Consider the following 24,466-nt stretch of genomic DNA (forward strand, 5'->3'; position numbering starts at 1 on the left):
GAAGCGGTCGCGTTGCGGCCGACTTCGCGCTCGCGTGCGCGGTCGGGTCACGAAACGACATCCGGTCCGGCCCCGGCGTCCGGGGTTCGCCGATCGGCCTCCGGCGTCCGAGATCTGCCGGCCCGCCTCGGGCGTCCGGGATCTGCCGGCCCGCCACGGGCGTCCGGGATCCGTCGATCCCGCTCACGGCGTGCGGGTCACCGGCTCCGGCTCACCGGGAACGCGACGCGGTCGGGGTTGTCGTTGAACCGCTCTAGGATCCGCTCGTACAACCGATTTTTCACGCGCTGACCGCGCCGCGGATGGGTCAGGTACCGGACCCGGAGCTCGACCCACGACTCCTCCTGACGGACGTTGACCGTCGGCCCGTCGTGGACCTCCAGTTCGACCGGCGTCTCCGCGAGCGCCTCGCGGTACGCGGCGATCCCGTCGGCCATGTCCCGGCCGAGCAGGTCCGTCGTCTCCTCGATCATCACCTCGCGCGCGAACTCCAGGTCCGTCTCGTAGGCGACCTGGATCGGCACCTCGTTCCAGACGTACGGCGACCCGCCGCCGCCGAAGTTGACGACGTTCGACGAGAGGACGACGCTGTTCGGCACGGTCACCACCCGCCCGGAGGGCTGGTTCGTCGTCACCAGCTCCCCGTTTATCTCCCACAGCGTCGTCACGAGGAAGTCGACGCCGATCACGTCGCCCTTCGCGTCGTCGATCCGGACGCGGTCGCCGACGCCGAACGGCTGTTTGACCGCGATGTACACCCACGCTATCAGCGACAGGAGCGGCTGCTGGAGCGCGAAGGTGATCGCGAAGCCGATCACGCCGAGCGAGAAGAGGAGTCCGAGCCAGTTCTCCGTCGCCACCGCGAGCGTCGCCACCGTCCCGACGATCCCGAACGCCAATCGGAACAGATTCCGGACGTTGTGCGCCCGGCGCTTGCTCGCCGACCGCGTCAGCACCCGGACCGCGAGCAGGTAGCTCCCGTACACCACGCCCGCGACGGCGACGACGAGCAGCGACCGGCCCGCGACGACCGCCGCGGGATACCCGCCGATCGGCGGCCAGTCGGCGAGCGCGCCGGTCGTGCCGGCGACGGTCCCGGCGATCCCCGCCAGCAGCCCGACCGCGAGCGACGCGAGTCCGAGAGGTCGTCTCACGCTCGTCGCTCGCGGCCGACCGGCAAAACGGTTGTGCCGGCGCGGACGCGGCGGCCGTCAGAGCCGACGACGATCACCGCTCGCCGACCGCGGCGCGCCCCATCGCCCCCGCGAGCACCTCGGTCGCGGCGGCGCAGTCGTCCCAGTCGGTCCACTCGCGGGGGTTGTGCGAGATCCCGTCGCGCGAGGGGGCGAAAAGCAACGACGCGTCGGTGACGCGCGCGACCCGCATCGCGTCGTGGGCCGCCCCTGAGTGGAGGTCGATCGCCTCGCGGTCGGCGGCGACGGCCGCCCCGTGGGCCGCCTCGCGCAGCCGGTCGCTCATCGGCGTCGGTGCCACGTCGAAGGGGCGCTCGAACTCCGTCTCGACCCCCCGCTCGCGTTCCAGCCGAGCGAGGGAGCCGCGCGCGGCGTCGACGACGGTCTCCATCGACTCGGTCTCCACGTCGCGGACGTCCACGCCGGCCGCGACGCGCCCGGGGACGACGTTCGTCGCGTTCGGCTCGACCGATAGCGACCCGACGGTCCCGACCGCCGACGGCGACGCGGTCTCGACGACCTCCTTGGCGGCCGCCTCCACGTCCAAGACGAACTCGCTCGCGGCCGCGAGCGCGTCGGTGCGCTCGCCCATCGCGGTCGCGCCCGCGTGGTTCGCCTCCCCCTCGATCGTCGCCTCGCAGTGCGTGATCCCGGTGATCGTCGTCACGACGCCGACGGCCGCGCCCGCCTCCTCCAGCGTCGTGTCCTGCTCGACGTGGAGCTCGTAGAAGGCGTCCCACGACGCGGGGTCGAGCGTCGTCGCCGCGCCGTCCGCGTCGGTCGGGGTGGCGGCGTCGACCGCGTCTCCCCCGCGGTAGCCGATCCGATCGAGCGCCTCGGCGAGCGACTCTCCGTCGTCGTTCCTCAGCGCGAGCGCCTCGTCGAGGGGCGTCTCGCCCGTCGCGACCGACGAGCCGAGCAGGCCGTTCCCGAAGGTGCCGCCCTCCTCCTCGGTGAAGCTGACGACGCCGACCGGTCGCTCCGGCTCGACCCCGGCGTCGCGCATCGCGCGCACCGCCTCCAGCGCGGCGTACACGCCGAGCGGCCCGTCGAATATCCCGCCCTCGGGGACGCTGTCGAGGTGACTCCCCGAGACGACCGGGGCCGCGTCCGGGTCGGCGCTCTCGGGCGTCCACGTCCCGAGGACGTTCCCGACCGCGTCGACCGTCACGTCGAGGTCGGCGTCGCGGAGGCGCTCGACCAGCCGGCCTCTGGCCGCCCGGTTCGACTCCGTTCCCGTCCGATTCGTCCGCGCGTGCGCCTCCGGGTCCTCCGTCTCGACCCGACCGAACGCCGCGTTCGCCTCGATGTCCGCGCGGAGCCGGTCCGCGTCGACTGGGAGATCCATACCGGAAGCGGGTCCCGCGGGATCAAAACGGTTCGGTCTGCGGCGGCCCAGACCGCTCGCGTCGAAGCGGTCACTCCCCGCGCCGCGCGACCCAGTATGCGGCCGACCCCAGCCCGAGCCCGGCCCCGAACGACCGGGCCGACGGCGGCTCGTCGACGGAGCGGCCGACCGCGACGCCGAGCGCCGCCCACGCCATCGCCACGCCCAGGCTCCGCCCCGGTCCGCTCCGGAACCGCCGACAGCCTGCGGTCGCCCGCGCGTGTCGGTAGCAGTAGCCGGCCGCGAACCCGACCGCGAGGGGGCCGGCGCGCACCTCGCCGTCGACGAGCCGCGACAGCCCGATCAGGCCGATCCCGCCGAGACACTCGATCCCGACACCGACCGCGCGCACCGCGCTGGCCATGTAAATCGTTTCCATTACACACGGATATCTATTTCGCCGACCGGCCCCGCGACTAATCCCGAAAACACTTGTCGGCGGCCGTTGTGATGTCGACCGTCATGTCCCCGTTACTCCTCCAAGGCGCGGCGGCCGCCGGTATCGCCTTCCTGATCGGACTCCTCTTTTTCGTCGTCCACCTCGCGATGATCGTGTGGACGTACTCGGACGCGCAGTCGCGTAGCGACCACCCGCCGATCCTCTGGGCGCTCATCGTGTTCTTCGCGCCGATCCTCGGTATCCTGCTGTACTTCATCATCGGCCGGAACTCCTACTGAGGAGTCTCGGCCCGTCGGACGCTCACACTCCCTTGAGCGCGTTCGTCGCTCCGACCGTCTCAGCGACGACCCACGCGACGAACAGGCCGTAGGCCGCGAGCAGCGCGTACGACTCGCGGCGTTCCAGCGCCAGCCCCGTCCGCAGCGTCACGAACAGCAGAACCGTCGCGACGGTCAGGACGCCGAGCATCGGCACCGCCGTCGAGAAGTTGACGGCGACCTCGCCGACGATCAGCACCCCGAGCGGGATCGCGACGAGCAGGTCGAAGGTGTTCGAGCCGAGGACGTTCCCGAGGCTCGTCGCGCCGCGGTCCTTGCGCGCGGTCCGGACGCTCACGAGCGTGTCCGGGAGGCTCGTCGCGGCCGCGACGATCGTGACGCCGGCGAGGAACTCGGGGATCCCGAAGGCGACGCCGAGCGACTCGACCGACGCGACGAGCCGCTCCACCGTGACGACGATGAGCCCGAGCCCGGCCGCCAGCTTCCCCCACTCCCGGCCGACGTTCACCCCGTCCCTGACCCGGTCCGTCTCCGCGTCGTCGACGTCCTGATACTGGATGAACAGGTACAGCGCGTACAGTGCGAGCGGGATGACGGCGAGCGACCGGGGCATCGTCCCGACGATCGGGTCCGACGAGACCGGGAAGTAGATGACCGCCAGCGCGAACGTCACGACCAGCGCCGAGACCGCGAGCATGTAGAACTGCGCCTCCTTGTACACGATCGTCCGGTTCGCCTCCAGCTCGTCCTCGCCCCCGATGCCCGCGGCCGCCGGGATCACGAGGACGTTGAAAATCGCCGAGCCGACGAGCGCGCCCACGCCCATGTCGAAGACCCCGGTGAGTGCGGTGACGAGCACGCTCACCAGCTCCGGGAAGCTCGACCCGACCGCGACGACGAGCGACCCCTGAACCACCGCGGGCAGCCCGTAGTACCCCGAGAGGGTCTCGGCGGCCTCCTCCAACCACCCGCTACCGAGCCAGATGAGACCGGTCGCCGCCGCGATAACCAGAGCGTGGACCACGGGCGCGTCGGGAAGGGGTCCCGTCACGGGCCTACCGCACGTGGTCGCCGGCCAGTTCCCACAGCCGGTCTGCGACCGCGTCGTCGAGCGCGTCGCGCGGCACGCGCCACTCCCAGTTGCCCGCCAGGGTGCCCGGCTCGTTGAACCGCGCGTCGCTCCCCAGCCCGAGCAGGTCCTGAACCGTCGTCACGGCGAGGATCGCCTCGGAGGCCCACACCTCGTCGATGATCGCCCACTCGCTCGGCTCGTCGGGGTCGGAGCCGACGTTGTACCGGAAGCAGTCGCGCTGGCGCTCCGGGAGGTCCTCGAAGTAGCCGGCCCACGTGTCCGTGTCGTGCGTCGAGGTGTAGCCGACGACGCCCTCGGGGTAGTGCATCGGCTGGTACTCGTTCCCCTCCGCGCACCAGTCGGCGTACTGCGGCACGCGCATCCCCGGGAAGCCGAACTCGGCCATCAGCTCGTCCATCGCCGGCTCCTCGAAGCCGAGGTCCTCGGCGATGAACGGGGCCCCGCCCAGTTCGCCTTCGACCGTCTCGAACAGGTCCCGACCCGGTCCCTCGCGCCACTCGCCGTCCGCTGGGTCGTCGCTGCCGGCGGGGATCGCCCAGTACTTCACGAACCCGAGGAAGTGGTCGAGCCGGGCCACGTCCGCGAGCTCGAACAGCCGGCGGAAGCGGTCGAGCCACCAGTCGTACCCGGACTCCGCGAGCCGCTCCCAGTCGTACAGCGGGTTCCCCCAGCGCTGGCCGGAGTCGCCCGCGTTCGGCGGGACGCCCGCGACGGCGGTCGGGCGGTTCCCCTCGTCGAGCCGGAACGCCTCCGGGCTTGCCCACACGTCGGCCGAGTCGAGCGCGACGTAGATCGGCACGTCGCCGACGATCGACACCCCCTCGTCGGCCGCGACCGCGCGCAGGTCGCGCCACTGGCGGTCGAACGTCCACTGGACGAACTCGCGGAACCGTATCTCCCGCGCGTGTTCGTCTCGCGCGCTCGCGAGCGCGTCGGGGTCGCGCGTCCGCAGGGGCGCGGGCCACTCGGTCCACACGTCCTCCGGGCGCGCCTCCGACAGCGCCCGGAACAGCGCGTAGTCGGAGAGCCACGGCTCCTCGTCGACGAACGCGTCGAGGGCGGCGCGGTCCGCCTCGCCCGCCCGCTCCTCGAACCGGTCGAAGGCGGTCCGCAACAGCGGGAGCTTGTACTCGCGGACCGCGTCGTAGTCGACGCGGTCGGTCGGGAAGTCGGGGACCGGCTTCAGGTCTCCCTCGTCGAGCCAGCCGTCCGCGACGAGCCCGTCGGGGTCGACGAACAGCGGGTTGCCGGCGAACGCCGACGGCGACTGGTACGGGGACTCCCCGGCCACGGAGAGCGTCGGGCCGATCGGACAGATCTGCCAGTGATCGACGCCGGCGTCGCCGAGGAACGAGAGGAACTCGCGCGCCCCCTCGCCGAGGTCGCCGATCCCGTACGCCCCCGGCAGCGAGGTGACGTGACAGAAGACGCCGTCGGAGCGGTCGAATCGCATACGGCCCCCTGCGATCCCCACCGACTCAAGCGTTGTGTCCGACCGCGCGGTCGACGACGGGACCCCCGTCCGCGCGCGACGACAACGAGGATCTCCCCCCGCGGCGGCTCACTCCGAATCGACCGGTACCACGGCCACGTCGCCGACGCGGATCCGATCGGTCCCGTCGGCGTCCGCGACGACGCATTCGGTCCCCGTGACGAGGTCGCGCTCGCCGTGGTCGAGCCCGACCGCGACGCTTGCGTCCGCGGGCGCGAAGTTGAGGACGACGACGAGGTCGTCGTCGCCGTCGCGCCGGCGGAACGCGACCACGTCGTCGGGGTGTACGTCGCCGCTGGCGACGATCGGTCGCTCCGTGGGGTCGCCGCTCGCGACGTGGTAGTCGACGCGCGCGAGGTCCCCCGCCGGTCCGAGCGCCGGGTGTTCCCGTCGCGTCGCGACCAGGCGCTCGTAGCGATCGCGCACGTCCTCGCGCGCGTGGTCCCACGCGATGGCGTCGCGCCGCCCGCGCTGGCCGATTTCTTGCCCGGCGTACGCCATCGGCACGCCCGGCAGGGTCATGATCGCCGCGCCCGCGGCCGCGGCGGCGGCGTCGCCGCACTCGACGCGGTAGCGCGTCTCGTCGTGGTTCTCGATGTATTGGAGGAACTCCGCGTGGTCGGGGAATCCGATCTCGGCGCGCTGGTCGACCGCGTCGAGGACGCTGGCGGCCGGCTCCGCCCCCCGGCCCACCTGTCTGAGCTGGAAGTACAGCGTCGCGTCGAAGTGTACGTCGAACATCCCCTCGTGGAACCCCGGGATGTACGGGATGGTCTCGTCCATCAGGAGGAACTCGCGGTCGATGTCCTTCACGCGGTCGCGGAGTTCGCGCCAGAACGAGTCGGGCACGGCCCACGCCATGTCGCAGCGGAACCCGTCGACCAGCGGTGCCCACTCGTCTATCACGTCGAGCAGGAACCGCCGCACGTCGAGGTTCGCGTGGTTCAGGTTCGCGATCAGCTCCCAGTCGAAGTAGGTGCCCGGCTCGCCCGACTCCTGCCACTCGTAGCGGTCCCGGTACGGCGAGTCGGGGTTCCGGTAGGCGTCGCGGAACCACTCGTGTTCGCGGGCGGTGTGGTTTGCGACGAAGTCGAAGAGGACGCGCAGCCCGTGGTCGTGGGCGGTCTCGACGAGCGCCTCGAAGTCATCGCGGTCCCCGAGGTCGTCGGCGGTGTCGAAGAAGTCGACGATGTTGTACCCGTGCGGTTTCCCGTCGTGGCCGAGGACCGGCGTGAGCCACAGCGTGTCGACGCCGAGCGCAGCGATCTTCGGGATTCGCTCGGCGATGGCGTCGAACGTCTCCCCCTCGTCGGCGTCCGCGAAGGTGCGGACGAACACCTCGTAGACGGAGGCCCCCTCGGTCCACTCCGGCGGGTCGTTGAGCCGCCGCGTCTCGAAGTCGGGCGCGTCGGGCGTCAGCCCCGCCTCCCCGGCGTCGTCGTCGGGGCGACCGTCGGCGGGGACGCGCTCGACCGCGGCCGCGTCGGCGACGCTGACCCGCGGATCCGCGCCCGAGTCCCTCGCCACCGCGACCGCGTGGACGCGGAGCCGGTCCGGCACGGCGTCGAGCGGCACGCGGAGTTCGCGGCCGTCCTCGGCCACGTCGAGCGCGTCCCGGGGGTTTGTGCGTCCCGCCGCCATCGCGCGCTCGACGTCGCGGTCGTCGACGGCGAACGTCACCGCCAGATCCGCGGCGTCGAGCGTCGACTCCGGGTTCGGCGTCGGGGTCGCGGTGAACACCGCCTCGCCGGCGCGCTCCCCGGCCGCGCCGTCGCCGTCGAACTCGACGCGCGCGTCCACCCGAACGCGCGGTCGCCCGACTCCCTCGCGGCGTTCCCGCGCGGCGTACCCCGCCGGCGCGTCGCCCCCGTCGCGGTCGCGTATCGCGGTGCCGCTCCCGCCCGCGACGTCGACCCCCTCGTAGCTCGCGGCGAACGCCCGCACCGTGAGGAGGTGGTCGCCGTCCGGCGCGTCCAGCCCGAGCAGATAGCGGCCCGGGACGTCCGGGGTGAACTCGGTCACGGGGGCGTCGCCGACGGTCGCCTCGCTGCCCGGGGGCGCGTCGGCGACGCGCCACGCGTACCGGCCGTCCGGGTCCGGGTCTCTCGGTGCCAACTCGGTCCGCTCGCCGGTCGCGAGGAAGCGCGGGGGTCCGGGGTGGTGCATGTGACGGCCATCGACGCCCGGGGCCTTCGGTGTTGCTCTTGTGCCGGCGTCGAGAACGCGGCGACGCCGTGCTCGCGGTGTCTTCTTCCCCCGCACCCCGTCTCCGCCGCGGTCGTCAAGGCTTTTACTCCGGCAGGCGCAGAGCGGGTATGCGACTGCGTACCGCCCTCACGGAACACGAACGTCGGCGCGGGGAGCGCTACCCGGCGGAGCACTCGATGACCGCCGGCGCGTTCACCGGCGACGACGGCCGTCTGGTCCACGTCGGGCCGGACGGGACCGTCCACGACTGTTCGTACTCGCTGTCGGGGGTCGGCGGTGCCGACCGCCTCCGAATGGGGATCACCGCCGGGCGAGGCGTCCGGTGGTTCGACGACCTGGAGACGACCCGCCAGCACTACGAGGGCGACACGCCCCTCGTCGAGACAGAGTACGACGCCGGCCGCTACACGATCCACCAGTTCGACCTCGTCGTGAGCGACACGCACCTCACCCACGTCGAACTCCGCGGGTCGCCGCCGGCCGACGCCGAACTCGTCGCCGCCTACGCGTTCTCGCCCGACATGGTCGAGGGCCGCGTCGGCAACATGGTCCACGAGGCCGCCGGCCCCGCGGACGGCGGCGTCGTCGAGGTGTACCACCGCACGGAGCACGACTTCCTCACCGCCTCCACCGGCCTCTCGAACGCCCACGGCCAGCGGCTCCGGACGATCCCGGAACTCCTCGGCGAGAACGGCGACGGCTTCCCGCACCGCGGCGAGATCGACCGCCGCGAGGACTCCCGGCTGACCCCGGACGTCGTCGTCCGCGCGCCGTTCGAGCGCGACGGGCGCACCGAGCGCGTCACGCTCGCGGGCCGCGCCGTCGTCGACCGCCGCGAGGCGCGCGACACCGGCGACGACGCGAAGGACGCGCTCACCGACGGGATCGACCGCCAGCGCCGCATCGAGGCGGTCTCGAACATCGCCACCGCCTACCCCGACGCCGACGACCTCCGCGAGGCCGCGGACGGCCGCGGCCCGGACGTGCCCGAGGACGCCCCCCGCCGGTCGGTCGTCGCGAGCGACCTCCGCGCGCTCGACCTGCTCACCGCGGAGTCCGGCGCGCGGATCGCCGCGCCCGAGTTCGACCCGTTCTACTCCACCTCCGGCGGGTACGGCTACACGTGGTTCCGCGACGAGGCGACGGTGTCGACCGCGCTGCTCGACGCGAGCGAGGAGCTCGGTCTCGACGCCGACGAGGAGCTGCTCGCGACCGCGAGCTTCTTCTGCCGGACGCAGGACGCGGACGGCTCGTGGCCCCACCGGGTGTGGGCCGACTCCGGGAAGGTCGCGCCCGGGTGGGCGAACGCCCGGATCGAGGGCGCGAACGGCACTCCCGGCCCGAACGACCAGCTCGACCAGCCCGCCACGGTCGTCGCCTTCCTCGCGACGCTCCGGCGCGAGGCGGACCTCCCGGCCGAGTGGCGCGACCGGACCGACGAGACGATCGCCGACGCCGTCGACTTCCTCCTCGAAACGACCGAGGACGACGGGCTCCCCCGCCGCTGTCAGAACTGCTGGGAGAACGCCTTGGGGCGGTTCACCCACACCGGTGCCGAGTACCTGCGGGCGTTCGCCGCGGTGGCGCGCGCGCCGGTCGACGAGGGGCTGCGCGACGAGGCCGCGGCCGCCGCGGACGCGGCGCTGTCCGGGCTCGACGCCCGCTGGAACCCCGAGACGGAGCGGTTCCTCCAGCGCGCGAGCGACGAGGGGCGGGACGGTCGCGCCGACGCCAGCACCTTCGCGCTCGCGACCGCCGCCGCGGAGTACGCCGCCCTGCTCGACGACGGGGACGCCGCGGACTCGTCCGCGACCGACGCGGCCTCCGCGTCCGGTGGAGACGCGGCCGACGGCTCGGCGGCCACCGACGGTGCCGGCTCGGTCGAGTCGGTCGAGGCGAGCGAGTTCGACCGCTTCCTCGACCGCGTCAACACGCACGTCCGACAGTCGATCGACGCGCTCCGGCGCGAGACCGCGGCCGTGGAGGGGCTGGTCCGGTTCACCGGCGACGACTGGCGCACGGCCGAGCAGGGCGCGGCGAAGGTGTGGTCGATCGCGACGCTGTGGGGCGCGACGGCGGCGGCGACGCTCGCGGGCGTCGTCGCGGAGCGCGGGGGCGAGCCCGGCCCGCTGTTCGCCGACGCCCGCGACCTGTACGCGCTCTGCGAGCGGGACGGCCCCTTCGTCAACGAGGCGGGGCTGTTCGCGGAGCAGGCGTTCGACGACGGCGACCTCGACAGCGCGACCCCCATCGCGTGGTCGCACGCCCTCCGGATCGACGCGACGGTGACGCTCGCGAGCCACGGCGAGCTCCCGGTCCCGCACGACCGCGAGACCGGTCCCGAGGCGGCCCCCCACTGGACGACCGGCCGGAAGTTCGGGGTCGGCACGCCCGCCGATTACGACGCCGACGATCCGGTTCCGGTGTGGTTCACGCTCACCGAGGGGGCGCTCACCGAGGCGCGGTTCCCTCGGATCGACGTGATGAACGTCCGGACGTTCGACTTCCTCGTCGCGGACCCCGACTCCGAGTACGCGGTCCGCACGTTCGACGAGACGGACCACGTCACGGCGACGGAGACCGTCGAGCGGACGACGGAGCCGGCGGCCGACGACGCGCTCGCGTACGTCCAGACGATCCGCGAGACCGGCGACGGCCACGGCCACGGCTGGACGCTCCGCGTCGAGTACGCGGTCGACACCGACGGGACCGCGATCCTCGCCGACGTGCGCTTCGAGGGGAGCCGCGAGTACGACGTGTACGCGCTCGTCGACGCGACGGTCGCCAACGTGGGCACCGACGACCGCGCCGAGCGCGTCGACGGCGACGCCGGGGCGCACCTGCTCGCGCGGAAGGACAACCCCGACCGCGACGCGGGCAAGCTGGTCGACGACGAGGGCGAGCCGTTCGACCCCGCGCTCGCCTTAGCCAGCGGCGACGGCTTCGACTGGGCGAGCGCGCTCGCGGCCGGCGGCGAGGCGGCGGACGCGCTGTTCGGCGACGGCGAGCGCCGCGAGGCGTCGAGCGAGGCGGTCGGCAACGTCCTCCTCGCCGGGCTGGTCGGCAGCGGCGAGGCGGTCGCGGACACGGTCGCGCTCGGGTTCGCCGAGGACTCCGACACCGCGGCGGCGCTCGGCGAGGCCGAGGGGGCGCTCGCGCGCGGCTTCGACGACGCCGCGGACGCGTACGCCGAGACGTGGCGGTCGTGGCTCGACGGTCGCGAGCTCCCGGACTCGGTCGCGGACGACCCCGACCTCGCGGCGCAGTACCGCTTCGCGCTGATGACGCTGGCGGCCGTCGAGGACAAGGCCCACGACGGCGCGGGGATCGCCAGCCCCTCGGTCCCGTGGGGCGAGACCGAGTACGCCGCCGAGGACCGCGGCTACGGCTACAACTTCGTCTGGTCGCGCGACCTCTATCAGGTGTTCACGGCGCTGATCGAGATGGACGAGCTCGAACGCGGCGCGGACGCTCTGGCGTACCTGTACAACACCCAGCAGGACGACGACGGGTTCCTCCCGCAGAACACCTACATCGACGGGCGGACCCGGTGGGGCGGCGAGCAGATGGACAACATCGGCTTCCCCTCGGTGATGGCGTGGCAGCTGTACGAGCGCGGCGTGACGCTCGACGAGGCGGGCTACACCTACGACCAAGTCGCTCGCTCGCTCGACTACATCGCCGAGAACGGTCCCGAGACCGCCCAAGAGCGGTGGGAGGAGGAGGCCGGCTACTCGCCGTCGAGCATCGCCGCCGAGATAGCGGGGCTGGTCTCCGGCGCGGCGCTCGCGCTCGCGGAGGCCGACCGGCGCACGGAGGGGGAAACCGAAGGCGGGGAATCGCCCGACTCGCTCCGCGCCGACGCGCTCGCGTGGCTGGCGCTCGCGGACGACTGGGCGGCGCGCGTCGAGGAGTGGTGCGCGACCGCGACCGGAACCGACCGCCACGAGGAGACGCCGTACTACCTCCGGATCACGGCCGACGGCGATCCCGAGGCGGGGCGTCCCAGAACGATCGCCAACGACGGGCCGACGTACGACGAGCGGGAGATCGTCGACGGCGGGTTCCTCGAACTCGTCCGGCTGGGGATCAAACCCGCGGACGACGAGGTCGTCCGCAACTCCGTCTCCGTGGTCGACGACTCGATCCGGGTCGACACGCCCCACGGTGCGGCCTGGTACCGCTACGTCGGGGACGCGTACGGCGAGATCGCGGTCGGCGACCCCGGCGCGCCGTGGGCCGGCACCGGCGACGGCCGCGGGCGGCTCTGGCCGATATTCACCGGCGAGCGCGGCGAGTACGAGCTCCGCGCCCGCGCCGACGGTCCCGACGCCTTCGGCGGCACCGACGACGAGATGCTCGAACCCCAGACCCTCCTGGAGACGATGGCCGGCTTCGGCAACTCCGGGCTGATGCTCCCGGAGCAGGTGTGGGACCGCGAACACCCGACGAAGTACGGCTGGGAGTTCGGCGAGGGGACCGGGGGGGCGACCCCCCTCGCGTGGTCGATGGCCGGCTTCGTGCGGCTGGCGCACGGCGTCGACGCGGGCGAGCCGGTCGAGACGCCGACCGTCGTCCGCGACCGCTACGTCGAGCGCGACCGCCCGGCCGGCCCGGCGCTGACCGCGACAGCCGAGTTCGTCGAGGACGCCGTCGTCGTGGCCGGCGAGACGGACGGCGAGCGCGTGGCGGTCCACACGCGCTCGACCTCGGCGCTCGTGACGCCGGACGCCGACGGCGACTTCGAGGTCGACCTCGACGCCGCGACCGACGCGGGCACGGTCGTCGTCGCGGCCGCTTCCGACGCCGACTTCGAGGCCGCCGGGACCGCAGTCGAGCGGTTGCGGCTGTAGCCGGCTCTCTTCCCGCTCCCTTTTCGCCCGTTATCCCAGCGCGGTCACGTCGACCGCGCGGGACTCCCCGTCGACGTCGATCTCGATCGTCGAGACGACGCTCGCTCGGACCGTCTCCCGCCACGCCTCCACGGCCTCCTCGTGCTTCTTCCGGCGTGTTTCGAGGTCTGCGTCGGGGTACTCGGCGGCCGTGTCGTCGACCTCAGGGTACGGCGGCACCTCCTCGACGAGCGCGCGCGGATCGACGTGGAGCGGCTCGGAGCCCTCCGCGGCGTCGCTCGTGCCCGATCCCCCGGCACCCGTCGCGTCGGCGTTGAGCGCGTGGAGGCGCGCCCGCATCCGACCGGAGAAGGGCGGCGTCGCCCGGAGGACGACCTCGCGCTCGCTCCGAAGCGTGGCTTCGAGGGCGTTCGCCACGTCCTCGCGGTGGACCGCGAGCGACCGGATCCGGTCGGGACCGGCGTCCTCCTCAGTCATCGTTCGCCGCCCACTCGGCGTCCGAGAGCGTTCGCTGGACCGCCTCCTCGCCGACCGCGCCCGCGAGGTGCTCGAAGCCGGCGCGGACGCCGCGGTCGCCCGCGTTCGCGACGAGTCGCGAGACGATGAACTCCGGCGTGGACTTCCCGACCGTCTCGAACCGGGGCTGGTAGTCGACCCGGAGGTCGAGGTCGTTCGTCAGCCCCTCCGCGAAGATGCCGTCGATGCGCGCCGCGTCGGGCAGCGGGCTGAGGTCCTCCGCGAGGTGCGTGACGTAGACGCCGAGCGCGCCGCGGTCGACGGTCAGCGTGACGAGGCCGTTCAGCAGGTCTGCGGCCCGGCCCGGCTCCGTGATCGCCTCGAACTCGTCGACGAGCATGAGCGTCCGCCCCTCCGCGACCAGCGGCGGGACGACCGACTTCAGCGTCGACTCCAGCACGCCGGCGTTGAAGGAGGCGTGCCGGCGGTGGAAGACGATCCGGTCGAACGTCCCAACCTCGGCCGCGTCCGCGGGGACGGGCAGACCCATCGAGGCGAGCAGCGCCACCGCGCACAGCGTCTCCAACAGCGTCGTCTTCCCGCCCGAGTTCGCTCCGGTGAGGACGCTCACGCGGTCGCCCGTCGGCGGCGCGTCCGCGCTCGCGACCCCCGACGCGTCGGCCAGCGAGTGCGAGCCGACGCCGTACGACACCGGCTGGACCTCGCCGGCGAGGAAGGGGTTGCGCGCGCCCCGCACCGCGATCCCGTCGTCGACGAGCGTCGGTCGAACGTGGCCGTTCTCGGCAGCGAACCGCCCGAGCGACAGCAGGAAGGCCGCCTCCGAGACCGCCGCCGCGGCGCGGGCGACGGTCGTGTCGCCGCCGCTCGCCTCGTCGCCCTCCCCGGCCGCGTCCGTCCCCGTCTCGTCGCCGAGTCGCTCGCGGACGTCGGCCGCGACCGCGGCCTCGCGCTCGTCGACCGCCGCCTCCAGTTCGACGACGAGGTCCCGCAGCGTCGCGGAGACGAAGTCGGCCGCGTCGAGCGCCTCGTCGGGCGCGGCGGCCCGGACCGTCGCCGGCTCGACGCCGGTCTCGTTCGCGACGTGGTCGATCGTCGCGGCTTCGAGCGCCTCGAAGTCGCGGAGGCTCCCGTCGCGCACCGATTCGAGCACGTCGAACGCCGAGTCGGCGAGGTCGCGCGCGGCGGCCAACTGGTCGCGCAGCCGGTCCAACTCCGCGTCCGCGCCCGCCGCGATCTCGATCTCGTCGCCGTCGAGCCCGCCGGCCGGGTCGATCGACCCGCGCACGTCGGCGAGCGCGTCGGCCGCGTCCCGGAGGCGGTCCCCGTCCAGCGCGCCGACGTCGGCGAAGGGGTCGCCGGTCAGCCCCGCCTCGCGGAGCGCGACGGCGGTCTCGACCGCGGCCAGATCCGAGCCGTCGGCCTCGTCGTACGCGGCGAACGCCCCCTCGACGGCCTCGCGGTCCGCCTCGTCGAGGCCGCTCCACGCGTCGCGAGCGGCGACGACCCGGTCGAGCCGGTCCTCGACGGCGTCCCGGTCGAGGAGCGGCGTCATCACGCGGATCCGGTCGGCCGCGTGCGCGGTCAGGGCCGCGTCGGCCGCGAGAGCGAGGAGGTCGTCGTACACCGAGCGCGCGTCGCCCGTGGCGAGCACGTCCATCCCGGCCTCGCCGTTCGCCCGGCGGAGGATCCGAGTCGCGCGGCCGCGGTGGAGCCCGGCGTCGACGAGCGCGCGGACGTCGGCCGACTCGATCGCCGCGACGGCCCGCTCGGTCCCGAGCGCCTCCGTGAGCCGCTCGCTCGTCTTGGGTCCGATCCCCCAGTAGTCCTGGAGTCGCATACGTCGTGGTGTCACCCCGGCGTCTTGGCGCTTTCGTCGCCGTCACCCGGTTCGTCCTCCGGGAGCCGCTTCCGCCACGACAGCGTTCATTCCGCTCCGGTCCGTACCGACCGCCATGGCGACGGAGATCGCGGACGGCGTCTGGCGGTTCGAGTGTCGCGGGGTCAACGCGTACCTCGTCTTCGACGACGTGCCGACACTCGTCGACGCCGGCACGCCGTGGGACGAGGCGGCGATCCGAAACGGGCTCGACGAGACCGGCGTCGCGGTCTCGGAGGTCGGCCGCGTCCTGCTTACCCACTACGACCTCGACCACGTCGGGACGCTGGCGGCGCTGGCCCCCGAACTTGACGCGCCGGTCCGCGCGTACGGCTTCGACGCGCAGGTCCTTCGGGGCGCGCGGAAGCCCCCGCTCCGCAACCACAAGGGCCTGATCCAGCGGCTCGGCGGCCTCCTCACCGACGCCGTCGACCTCGACGTGGAATCGGTCGGGGACGGCGAGACCGTCGGCTCCTTCACGGCATACCACACCCCCGGCCACACGCCGGGCCACGTCGCGTACGTCAGCGAGGAACTGGGCGTCGCGCTGCTCGGCGACCTCGTCTCCGAGTCGGACGGCGACCTCTCGCCGTCCGGCTGGCTGATCAGCTACGATACGAGCGCGGTCGCGGCGAGCGTCCGCGGACTCGCCGCAGGCGCGCCGCCTTTCGAGGTCGCCTGCGTCGGCCACGGGGACCCGCTCGCGTCCGGGGGCGGGGAGGCGTTACGGCGGCTTGCGGCGACGCTGTGACTCCGGACCGAAAGCTAGCGGCCGCGTTCAGCGCGACTGCCGGTAGATGAGGTTGCGCTGGATGTCGTTCGCGCCCTCGTAGATCACCGGGATCCGCACGTCGCGGTAGACGCGGGCGATCCGGCGGTCGGTGAAGTTCGAGCGGCCGCCGTGGAGCTTCATGCCCTTCTCGGCGCAGTCGGTGGCGACCTCGGTCGACTTCGTCTTCGCGAGTGCGGCCCAGTAGCCGGCGTCCTCGCCGTTCGCGACCTTCTCGCAGGCGCGCCAGTTGAGCGCGCGCGCCGACTCGAACCCGATCCGCATGTCCGAGATGGTGTGCTGGACGGCCTGGAAGTCGTCGATGGTGCGGCCGAACGCCTCGCGGTCGCTGATGAACGCCTCGGCCTCCTCGATTGCCGCGGCGGCGAGTCCGAGCCCGTGCCCGCCGACGATGACGCGACCGTGGTTGAAGAAGTCCGCGAGCGCGTAGAAGCCGCCGCCCTCGCTGCCGACGACGTTCTCCTCGGGGACGAAGCAGTCCTCGAAGACGATGTGGCCCTGCTTGGAGGCGCGCATCCCCATCTTCTCCGGGATGTGTTCGGCCTCGTAGCCGTCCGAGTCGGTCTCGACGATGAACAGCGTGTAGTTCGAGTAGCGGTCCTCGCCGTCACCGGTCTTCGCGTAGACGGTGAGCCAGTCGGCCTCGACCGCGTTGCCGACCCAGTACTTCTCGCCGGTGAGTTCGTAGCCGCCCTCGACCTTCTCGGCCTCCGTCGTCATCCCCGCGAGGTCGGACCCGGTCTGCGGCTCGGAGACCGCCAGCCCCGAGATCTGTTCGTTCTCGGCGACCGGCCGGAGGTACTTCTCCTTCTGTTCCTCCGTCCCGTAGTCTTCGACCATCTCCGCGCCGAAGCTGGCGAGCTGGAGCGTGAGCGCGATGCCGGCGTCGGCGCGGTAGAACTCCTCCGCCATGGCGAGCATCTGCGCGAGGTCGAACCCCTTGCCGCCGTACTCCTCGCCGATGTCTTGGGCGACGAGCCCGGCGTCCATCCCCGCTTCGAGCACCTCCCACGGGTACTCTCCCGTGTCGTAGTACTCCTCGGCGTTCGGGGCGATGTACTCGTCGGCGAACTCGCGGGCCTCCTGTTTGACGTCTCGCGCGCGCTCCGGCACGATGCTGTCGTCGAATAACTCCATACGACACGTAACGGCCCCGCGGTGAAAACGTTCGTGGAACAACGACAAACTACGGGGGAGTTTACGTCCGGTCGTCGGAGTCGCCGCTCCCGCCGGCGTCGCCGCTCTCAGCGTCCTCGTCGAGCGTTCCTCCCGCGTCGGCCTCGTCGGACTCGTTCCCCGAGCCGTCCGCGCCCCGGTCGTCCGCGAAGCCGTCGCCACCCTCCGCGTCCTCGATGATGTCCCCGCCCTCCGCGTCCTCGATGATGTCGCCGACCGACGCGGTCTCGGGGGCGTCGGTGTCCCCGTCGTCCGCCGCGTCGTCGGGCGCGCCGTCCGCGCCTTCGGACGCGCTCTCCTCGGGCGTCCGTTCCTCCGGCGGTTCGGTCGGATCGGCGGGCTCGAATCCGGCGGTTTCGAGACCGGCGTCGACGCGCTCTCGGAGGTCCACGCCGCGCTCGCGGAGGGCGGTCCGCGTCGCTTCCCTGTCGACCGTCCCGGAGACCGTCCGGGGCAGTTCCTCGACGTACGCGACGGTCTTCGGGATCTTGAACCCGGCCAGCCGCATGCGGGCGAACGCGAGGAACGCCGCCTCGTCGACGGGCGAGGGGCCGATGACCTCCGTGTCCGCGCCCGGATCGGCGGTTCCGTCCGCCGGTGAACCTCCCTCCGCGGCCTGTTCGGAGCCGTCCGCTCCGGAGTCATCCGATCCGGAGTCGTCCGGTTCGCGATCGCCTTCCGCGGAGTCGTCCTCCACGGTGTCGTCCTCCGTGGAGTCGTCCTCCGCGGAGACTCCGCCGACAGGGGCGGCGTCGGGCACGACCGACGGGAATCGGTCCCCGACGGCGAGGAGCGCCGCGACCCGCTCGCCCCACGTGTCGTCATCGAGCCCGACCACCGCAACGTCGTCGACCTCGGCGTACTCGCGGAGCACGTCCGCGACCTCCCCGGGCTCGACGTTCTCGCCGCCGGTGATGATCCGGTCATCGACGCGGTTGAGCACGTGGAGGTACCCCGACTCGTCGAACCGCCCCACGTCGCCGGTGTGGAGTCCGTACGGACCGAAGTCGCTCCGGTCGATGTCGGCGGGATCGATCCCGTTCACGCCGAACGAGTCCGGCGCTGGACCGTCGCGTTCGTCGGTTTCGCCGGGTCCGTCGGAGGGGTCGGAGCCTTCGCTCTCCGCCTCGACGAGGTACCCCGGCGTGATCGTCGGTCCGCTGACGGCGATCTCGCCGGTCTCGCCCGGCGCAACCGGGTCGCCGTCGTCGCCGACGACGGTCACGTCGGTGCCGAAGAGGGGCCGGCCGACCGTCCCGATCCGGTCTCTGGTCTGTCGCGGCGTCGCGGTTGTGATCTGCGAGGCGGCCTCCGTCATCCCGTAGGTCGGGTACACGGGGATCGAGTAGTCCCGGCACCGCTCCAGCAGCTCCGCCGGCGCGGGCGCGCCGCCGAGCAGGACGACGCGGAGCGAGTCCGAGAGCGTCCCACGGCGGTCGAGCATCCGCCGGAGCATCGTCGGGACGAGCGAGACGCCGGTCACGTCGTACGCGTCGATGTCGTCCGCGGTGCCGCCCGCGTCGAACCCCTCGCGCAACACGAGCGTGGTCCCGTACAGCACCGACCGGTACACCGGTGCGAGCCCGCCCATGTGGTGGAGCGACAGCGACACGAGCCACCGGTCGTCGGCCTCGACGCCAAGCCGGAACCCGGAGGCGACCGCGGAGCTGTACACGTTGCCCGCGGTCAGCGGCACGGGTTTGGGGTCGCCGGTGGTCCCGGAGGTGAACAGCACGCAGAGCGGGTCCTCGAACGACCACTCCGGCGGGTCGAGCGACGCGGGGTCGACATCGTGGACCGCGGTCACGTCCGCGCTCGCCGGGTCGTCGACGGAGTACACGGGGACCCCGTCGATCCGGGACGCCGCGTCGGTCGCGGTCGGCTCCGTGGCCGCCGCGCAGACGACGGCGTCGAGGTCCGTCCGGTCGACCCGGGCCGCGATCTCGCGCGGCGTCAGCTCCTCGCCGAGCGGGACGAACGTCCCCCCGATCCGCATCGTCGCGTGGACGAGCCCGACGGTGCCCACGTACGGCGGCGTGAGCACGCCGATCCGGTCGCCCTCGCCCATTCCGTGTGCGACGAGCCGCCCCGCGGTCTCGGAGACGAGGCGGTCGAGGTCGGTGTAGCTCCACGCCTCCCCGTCCTCGGCGCGTATCAGGGCGGCGTCGTCCGGCGACGAGACGACGCGGTGTGACAGCCAGTCGCGCATCGCTGTCACCCCCGTTCGCCGGGGGAGGCGGGGTTACTCATCCGTCGGCTGTCGCACGGTCAACACCGGCACGTCCGAGGTGCGGACGACGCGCTCCGTGACGCTCCCGAGCAGGTAGCGGTCGAGCCCCTTCCGACCGTGGGTCCCCATCACGACGACGTCGATGTCGTGTTCGTCGACGTAGTCGTGGATCGACTGGTACGCGGTCCCGGACGCGACGGTCGTGACGCAGTCGACCCCGGCGTCGGCGGCGGCGTCCGCCACGCGGCCCGTCGCCTCCTCGCCCTCGGATTCGAGCGCGTCCACGACGACCTCCGCCCCGGCCTCCAAGCTGGAGTAGGCCGCGCCGTCGACGACGTACAGCGCGTGGAGGCGGGCGTCGTAGCGGTCGGCGAGGTCGATCGCGTGTTCGATCGCGGCGTCCGACGCCGGGCTGCCGTCCGTCGGAACGAGGATCTCTGAGTACATCTCACTCCGTGGGTACAGCGGGTATCGATTAAAAACCCGATCCAACGGCTCCGGAGTCGACGGGCGCGCCGTCGTCCGACGCGCGAATCGCCCTACCTGAAGCCCATCGCTTCGATCTGCTCCTGATACCGGTTGCGGATGGTGACCTCGGTGACTTGGGCCACGTCGGCGACCTCGCGTTGAGTCTTTTTCTCGTTACAGAGCAGCGAGGCCGCGTAGATGGCGGCCGCGGCGAAGCCCGTCGGCGACTTCCCGGAGAGCAGTCCCTGTTCGGCGGACACGTCGATTATCTCCGTCGCCTTCGACTGGACCTCCTCGGAGAGCTGGAGCGAGGACGCGAACCGCGGGACGAACTGCTTGGGGTCGACCGGCCGCAGCTCCAACCCCAGTTCCTGGGAGATGTACCGATACGTGCGCCCGATCTCCTTTTGCGGTACCCGAGAGACGTCCGCGACCTCGTCGAGGCTGCGGGGGATCCCCTCCTGTCGACAGGCGGCGTAGAGGGCGGCGGTGGAGACGCCCTCGATCGAGCGGCCGCGGATGAGGTCCTCGTTCAGCGCCCGTCGGTAGATCACCGAGGCGACCTCGCGGACCGACCGGGGAACGCCGAGCGCGCTGGCCATCCGATCGATCTCCGAGAGCGCGAACTGGAGGTTGCGCTCGCCGGCGTCCTTGGTGCGAATCCGCTCCTGCCACTTGCGCAGGCGGTGCATCTGCGACCGCTTCTCCGAGGAGAGCGAGCGGCCGTACGCGTCCTTGTCCTTCCAGTCGATCGTCGTCGTCAGCCCCTTGTCGTGCATCGTCTCCGTGATCGGGGCTCCGACGCGCGACTTCGACTGCCGCTCGTTGTGGTTGAACGCGCGCCACTCCGGGCCGCGGTCGATGTTCCGCTCGTCCAAGACGAGCCCGCAGTCCTCACAGACCAGCTCCTGATCGGCGTCCGTGACGATGTTCTCCGAGTCGCACTCCGGACAGGCAACCGTCGATTCGTCCGTTTCCTGCTCCGTGTCCCGCTCCTGTTGCCGCTGGCGACTCGGACGTTCCATTAAAACGTTTCTGGTTATTCTCGTATTTAAACCTTGTCCAGAATCATAATCGGCCCTGACAGACACGGCGTCGTTTCGATGTCCGAATTCCGCGTCCCTGAGGGCGTTTATTGCGCGAATGCGAAAATCGGGCATCCTCAGCGGAGATCCGAGAAGTACCCGGCGTTCCCGACGGGACGCACGAAACGTGACCGCGGCGTTCGGTCGGAATCCGTCGCGTCCGATCGCCCGCGTCGCTCCCGACGCCGACCGGATTGACGGCCGAAACCGGCTCCGGTCCCGAGCGGTCGGGTCGCGCTCGCCGCCGCGGGGTATTACTGTGAAACATCTACAAAGATTTTTGTATAACCTACACCAATGGGTGTGTATGAGCACCACCTCGTCCCCCGGCATCGAACGCACGCTCCGCGGCTGTCGTCCCGCCGACGTCGACCCCGTCGTCATCGACGCGTCGGACCTCGACAGCACCGCGCCCGACCACCTCCGCGACCTCAAGCAGGGGCTCGCGGCCCGCGGCTACCAGCCCGCCGCGGTCGCGACCGAGGCCGAGTTCGACGCCGACAGCACGCTCGAACGCCAGCGCGAGGCCGACCGCCTCCGCGGGCTCGTCCGCGCCGCGTCGTTCCTCGGTGCCGGCCGGATCGAGGTCAGCGTCGCCGCCGACGCGGCGTGCGACGAGGTCCGAACCGTCCTCGCGGCGCTCTCCGAGCGGGCGGACCGCGAGGGCGTCGAACTCGTCCGCGTCGGAGCCGACGACGCCGCCTGACCGATGGCGACGAAGCGGTCGCTCGCCGCAAAACTCGGCGTCGTCGCCGGCTTCGAGCGTCCCGACGCCGCCCTCGAACAGTACCCGACACCCCCGGAACTGGCCGCGCACGTGGTCCACCTCGCCGACCTCCACGGCGACGTCGAGGGCCGCACGGTGATCGACTTGGGCGCTGGCACCGGGATGTTCGCGCTCGCCGCGGCGCTGCGCGGCCCGGCCCGCGTGGTCGGGCTCGAACTCGACGGCGACGCGCTGAGCGTCGCCCGGGCCAACGAGCGCCGCGTCGCGGCCAGCGCGCCGGTCCACTGGGTCCGGGGCGACGCCACCCGACCGCCGCTCGCCGTCGCCGAACCGGCGACCGTCGTGATGAACCCCCCGTTCGGCGCGCAGGACGGGAACCGCAACGCGGACCGCGCGTTCCTCGCGACCGCGAGCGACCTCGCCCAGGTGTCCTACTCGGTCCACAACGCCGGCAGCCGGGAGTTCGTCGAGGCGTTCGCCGCGGACGAGGGCGGCGAGGTGACCCACGCGTTCGCGGCCGAGTTCCGGATCGAGGCGCAGTTCGACCACCACACCGACGAGGCGCGCGACGTCGACACCGAAGTGTACCGGATCGAGTGGGCCTGACGGGCCCGCGACCGCCCGGCGCGGACTCCCGCCGTCCCTCGCGTTACCGCCGTCCCTCGTACGTCTCCCGCTGCGCGATCCGCACGCGCGTCTCGCCCCGCTCCGCGAACACGGCGTCGTTCTCTCGCACGAACGTGATCCCTCGGACCGTTGTCGACTCGTTCGCGGCCGGGAGCGGGGCGGTGACGTTGTTCCCGTTGCCGCCGATCACCGACAGCTCGAACCCGCCCTCCGCGGCCGCGACGACGACGTTGCGGCCGTCGATCCGCGGCTCGGCCCGCGCCGGCCCGCTGGTGAACAGCGTCCGCCTGGTCTCGTTCCGGACCGCGTCGACCCGGTAGGTCGGGCCGCCGCCGGTCGCGACCCACCCGACCCGCTGGACCCAGACCGTCTCGCGCCACCCCGTCCCGCCCACGTCGACCGCGCGGTACCCCCAGAACGCGAGGCTCCCCTTCGAGACGGCGGTCGTCCATATCTCCCGGTCCGGGTGGCTGACGATCACGCCCGACGTGTTGACCGATGTCGAGCGGCCGAACGCCTCCACGTCGACGACGCTCACGAGCCGGTCCTCGACGTCCTCGGCGTACGTCACCTGATACCCCTCGACCTCGACCGGGTCCCCGGGGAGGTCGCCGTCGTCGACGGCGGCGAGGTTCGGGACGACGCCCGGCCCCGCGACGACCGCCAGCGCCGTGACGAGGAGGAGGGTCCCGACCGCCGCGGGCGTCGCGGACCGGATCCCCGCCCGGAGCGTCTCCGGGTTCGGGACCGCCCGGTCCGGCCACAGCGGCTCGTCGCGCGAGACGGCGGCGACCGCGACGATCGCCCCCAGCAGGGCGAGCAGCCCGACCCCGACCGCGCGGTACAGCTCGTACCGCTCGTTCCCGAGGTACCAGTACACCGCCCACAGCCGCCGCGAGGCACCGAACAGCAGCAGCGCGCCGAACACGAGGAGCGCGGAGCGCTCGGTCGCGTCCGCGTTCGACCCGCGGTCCCCCGCGGTCGCGCTCGGGTGGCGGCTCCACCTGCTCCTCGCCGCGTCCGGCTCGGGCCCCTCGTCGTCCGGCCCTCGGCCCTCGTCGCTCCGGTCCCGACTCCGGCGTCGAACGAGGACGACCGCGATCAGCGCGCCGCCGATGAGCCCGAGCGCGTGCCCCTGTATCGCGATGTTCGCCCAGCTCGGCGCGCCGTAGGATGGGGACGCCTCGGCGAAGACGACGGGGACTCGCAGGGCGTCGTAGAGGACGCGGACGAGCGTCGTCCCCGCCATCGCCACGAGCGCGGCGACGGGGCGCGTGACCAGCGCGAACCCCCAGTACGCGAACACGACGACCGAGAAGCCGATCACCGGGCCGAGCGCGAACAGCGCGGAGACGAGCCCGAAGGCGACGGCGGCACCGGGGACGATCAGGAACGCCCGGACGTAGGGGTTCGACGCGAGCGACCCCCCGGCCGCGATCCGGCTCGGCAGGCGTCGGATCCGCCGCGGGATCTCCCGGACGTTACTCGGCAGTCGCCGGAGTCGGACGGCGGGCGGTTCCGGATCGTCGACCTCGCGGCCGCCGGGGAAGTGCCCGTACGCGTACTCGGCGAGCCCGCCGGCGACGAGCGCGGACAGGAGGTTTCCGGTGACGTGTCCGCGGCCCGAGTGCGCGAAGCTGGACCAGAGGAGCCCCTCGGGGTAGAAGTACGACCACGACCGGAACGGGATCACGACGGGTCGGTTCGGGTCGTCGATCCCCGACTGGACGAACAGGTACACGCCGATCACGCCCGCGATCACGACGAGCGTCCCCCACGGGACGCCGAGGAGGAGCCGCGAGCGGAGCGCCCGCGTCCAGTCGCCGGCGGGCCGGTCGACGAGGTACACCGCGGCGAGCGCGACGGCGACGCCCGCGGCCCCCGCGGCGAGGTGAACGGCGTCCGACGTCAGGGCCTCCGCGACCATGTCACGACGGAGGGGGCCGCGCGCACATCAATTCGGGGGTCGGCGGCGTTCCGCGACGAACGGGAAGCCGGAAGCGAGGCAGGCTCGGAACCGGAGGGAGTCAGAGGTGGGAGAAATCCGAAGAGAGAGACTCAGAAGTACGGGAGCACCGATCGAGACGGCCCCGAAACCCCCGACCG

The 24,466-nt window shown here is 72.5% G+C and carries 18 protein-coding genes; 5 read left to right on the plus strand and 13 right to left on the minus strand.

Translation table 11 applies throughout. From position 1 onward, the window contains the following. Positions 1-197: 197 nt before the first annotated feature. The 3 genes from NAF06_RS12160 to NAF06_RS12170 form a co-directional block, all read right to left on the minus strand. The gene (locus NAF06_RS12160; protein ID WP_008580698.1) at positions 198-1,154 is read right to left on the minus strand and encodes a mechanosensitive ion channel family protein; all 957 of its coding nucleotides are present in this window, start codon (positions 1,152-1,154) and stop codon (positions 198-200) included. Positions 1,155-1,227: 73 nt separating this feature from the next. After that, the gene (locus NAF06_RS12165; protein WP_008580701.1) at positions 1,228-2,541 is read right to left on the minus strand and encodes a Zn-dependent hydrolase; all 1,314 of its coding nucleotides are present in this window, start codon (positions 2,539-2,541) and stop codon (positions 1,228-1,230) included. Positions 2,542-2,611: 70 nt separating this feature from the next. Beyond that, the gene (locus NAF06_RS12170; RefSeq protein WP_008580703.1) at positions 2,612-2,944 is read right to left on the minus strand and encodes a hypothetical protein; all 333 of its coding nucleotides are present in this window, start codon (positions 2,942-2,944) and stop codon (positions 2,612-2,614) included. A gap of 98 nt (positions 2,945-3,042) precedes the next feature. On the opposite strand from NAF06_RS12170, the gene NAF06_RS12175 reads away from it, so the two are divergent. Beyond that, positions 3,043-3,258 carry a PLDc N-terminal domain-containing protein gene (locus NAF06_RS12175; RefSeq protein ID WP_049908509.1) on the plus strand — a complete coding sequence of 72 codons (216 nt, stop codon included), beginning with the start codon at positions 3,043-3,045 and terminating at the stop codon, positions 3,256-3,258. A 22-nt stretch (positions 3,259-3,280) separates the two neighbouring features. On the opposite strand, the gene NAF06_RS12180 is transcribed toward NAF06_RS12175, so the two are convergent. The 3 genes from NAF06_RS12180 to malA all read right to left on the minus strand — a co-directional run bounded on the left by NAF06_RS12180 (position 3,281) and on the right by malA (position 8,009). Further along, positions 3,281-4,309 (minus strand): sodium:calcium antiporter, encoded by a 1,029-nt coding sequence (locus NAF06_RS12180; RefSeq protein WP_049908505.1) that lies wholly within the window; start codon positions 4,307-4,309, stop codon positions 3,281-3,283. Between the two features lie 4 nt (positions 4,310-4,313). Continuing rightward, positions 4,314-5,804, minus strand: a complete 1,491-nt coding sequence (gene malQ / locus NAF06_RS12185) for a 4-alpha-glucanotransferase (RefSeq protein WP_008580709.1) — start codon at positions 5,802-5,804, stop codon at positions 4,314-4,316. A 108-nt stretch (positions 5,805-5,912) separates the two neighbouring features. Beyond that, the gene (malA, locus tag NAF06_RS12190; protein WP_008580712.1) at positions 5,913-8,009 is read right to left on the minus strand and encodes an alpha-amylase MalA; all 2,097 of its coding nucleotides are present in this window, start codon (positions 8,007-8,009) and stop codon (positions 5,913-5,915) included. Positions 8,010-8,158: 149 nt separating this feature from the next. Between malA and NAF06_RS12195 the strand changes: the two genes are divergently transcribed. Further along, positions 8,159-12,904, plus strand: coding sequence for a DUF7997 domain-containing protein (locus tag NAF06_RS12195; protein WP_008580714.1), 4,746 nt, complete (start codon positions 8,159-8,161; stop codon positions 12,902-12,904). A 30-nt stretch (positions 12,905-12,934) separates the two neighbouring features. On the opposite strand, the gene NAF06_RS12200 is transcribed toward NAF06_RS12195, so the two are convergent. Further along, a complete protein-coding gene (locus tag NAF06_RS12200) occupies positions 12,935-13,381 on the minus strand; it encodes a DUF8009 family protein (RefSeq protein WP_008580716.1) in 447 nt (148 codons plus the stop codon). Beyond that, positions 13,374-15,218, minus strand: coding sequence for a MutS-related protein (locus NAF06_RS12205; RefSeq protein WP_008580718.1), 1,845 nt, complete (start codon positions 15,216-15,218; stop codon positions 13,374-13,376). The genes NAF06_RS12200 and NAF06_RS12205 overlap by 8 nt, the downstream gene beginning before the upstream one ends. Before the next feature lie 115 nt (positions 15,219-15,333). Here NAF06_RS12205 and NAF06_RS12210 point away from each other — a divergent pair, with 115 nt between their 5' ends. Next, the gene (locus NAF06_RS12210; protein ID WP_008580720.1) at positions 15,334-16,008 is read left to right on the plus strand and encodes an MBL fold metallo-hydrolase; all 675 of its coding nucleotides are present in this window, start codon (positions 15,334-15,336) and stop codon (positions 16,006-16,008) included. Positions 16,009-16,035: 27 nt separating this feature from the next. Here NAF06_RS12210 and NAF06_RS12215 read toward each other — a convergent pair whose 3' ends face one another. The 4 genes from NAF06_RS12215 to NAF06_RS12230 form a co-directional block, all read right to left on the minus strand. Then, the gene (locus NAF06_RS12215) at positions 16,036-17,184 is read right to left on the minus strand and encodes an acyl-CoA dehydrogenase family protein (protein WP_008580721.1); all 1,149 of its coding nucleotides are present in this window, start codon (positions 17,182-17,184) and stop codon (positions 16,036-16,038) included. A 61-nt stretch (positions 17,185-17,245) separates the two neighbouring features. Next, positions 17,246-19,432 (minus strand): class I adenylate-forming enzyme family protein, encoded by a 2,187-nt coding sequence (locus NAF06_RS12220; protein ID WP_008580723.1) that lies wholly within the window; start codon positions 19,430-19,432, stop codon positions 17,246-17,248. Positions 19,433-19,465: 33 nt separating this feature from the next. Beyond that, positions 19,466-19,900: a universal stress protein gene (locus tag NAF06_RS12225; protein ID WP_008580725.1), complete on the minus strand. Its 435-nt coding sequence runs from the start codon at positions 19,898-19,900 to the stop codon at positions 19,466-19,468. A 92-nt stretch (positions 19,901-19,992) separates the two neighbouring features. Continuing rightward, the gene (locus NAF06_RS12230) at positions 19,993-20,946 is read right to left on the minus strand and encodes a transcription initiation factor IIB (RefSeq protein ID WP_008580727.1); all 954 of its coding nucleotides are present in this window, start codon (positions 20,944-20,946) and stop codon (positions 19,993-19,995) included. A 367-nt stretch (positions 20,947-21,313) separates the two neighbouring features. Here NAF06_RS12230 and NAF06_RS12235 point away from each other — a divergent pair, with 367 nt between their 5' ends. Together NAF06_RS12235 and NAF06_RS12240 are read left to right on the plus strand one after the other, a co-directional pair. Continuing rightward, positions 21,314-21,712, plus strand: coding sequence for a sugar phosphate isomerase/epimerase (locus NAF06_RS12235; RefSeq protein WP_251106163.1), 399 nt, complete (start codon positions 21,314-21,316; stop codon positions 21,710-21,712). A gap of 3 nt (positions 21,713-21,715) precedes the next feature. Continuing rightward, complete coding sequence (locus NAF06_RS12240) at positions 21,716-22,339, plus strand: METTL5 family protein (RefSeq protein WP_008580731.1); 624 nt, start codon at positions 21,716-21,718, stop codon at positions 22,337-22,339. 43 nt (positions 22,340-22,382) lie between these two features. Here NAF06_RS12240 and NAF06_RS12245 read toward each other — a convergent pair whose 3' ends face one another. Further along, positions 22,383-24,287 (minus strand): rhomboid family intramembrane serine protease, encoded by a 1,905-nt coding sequence (locus NAF06_RS12245; protein WP_008580733.1) that lies wholly within the window; start codon positions 24,285-24,287, stop codon positions 22,383-22,385. Between the last annotated feature and the right edge of the window lie 179 nt (positions 24,288-24,466).

The sequence above is a fragment of the Halorubrum hochsteinianum genome (genome assembly GCF_023702125.1).
Classification (GTDB): domain Archaea; phylum Halobacteriota; class Halobacteria; order Halobacteriales; family Haloferacaceae; genus Halorubrum; species Halorubrum hochsteinianum.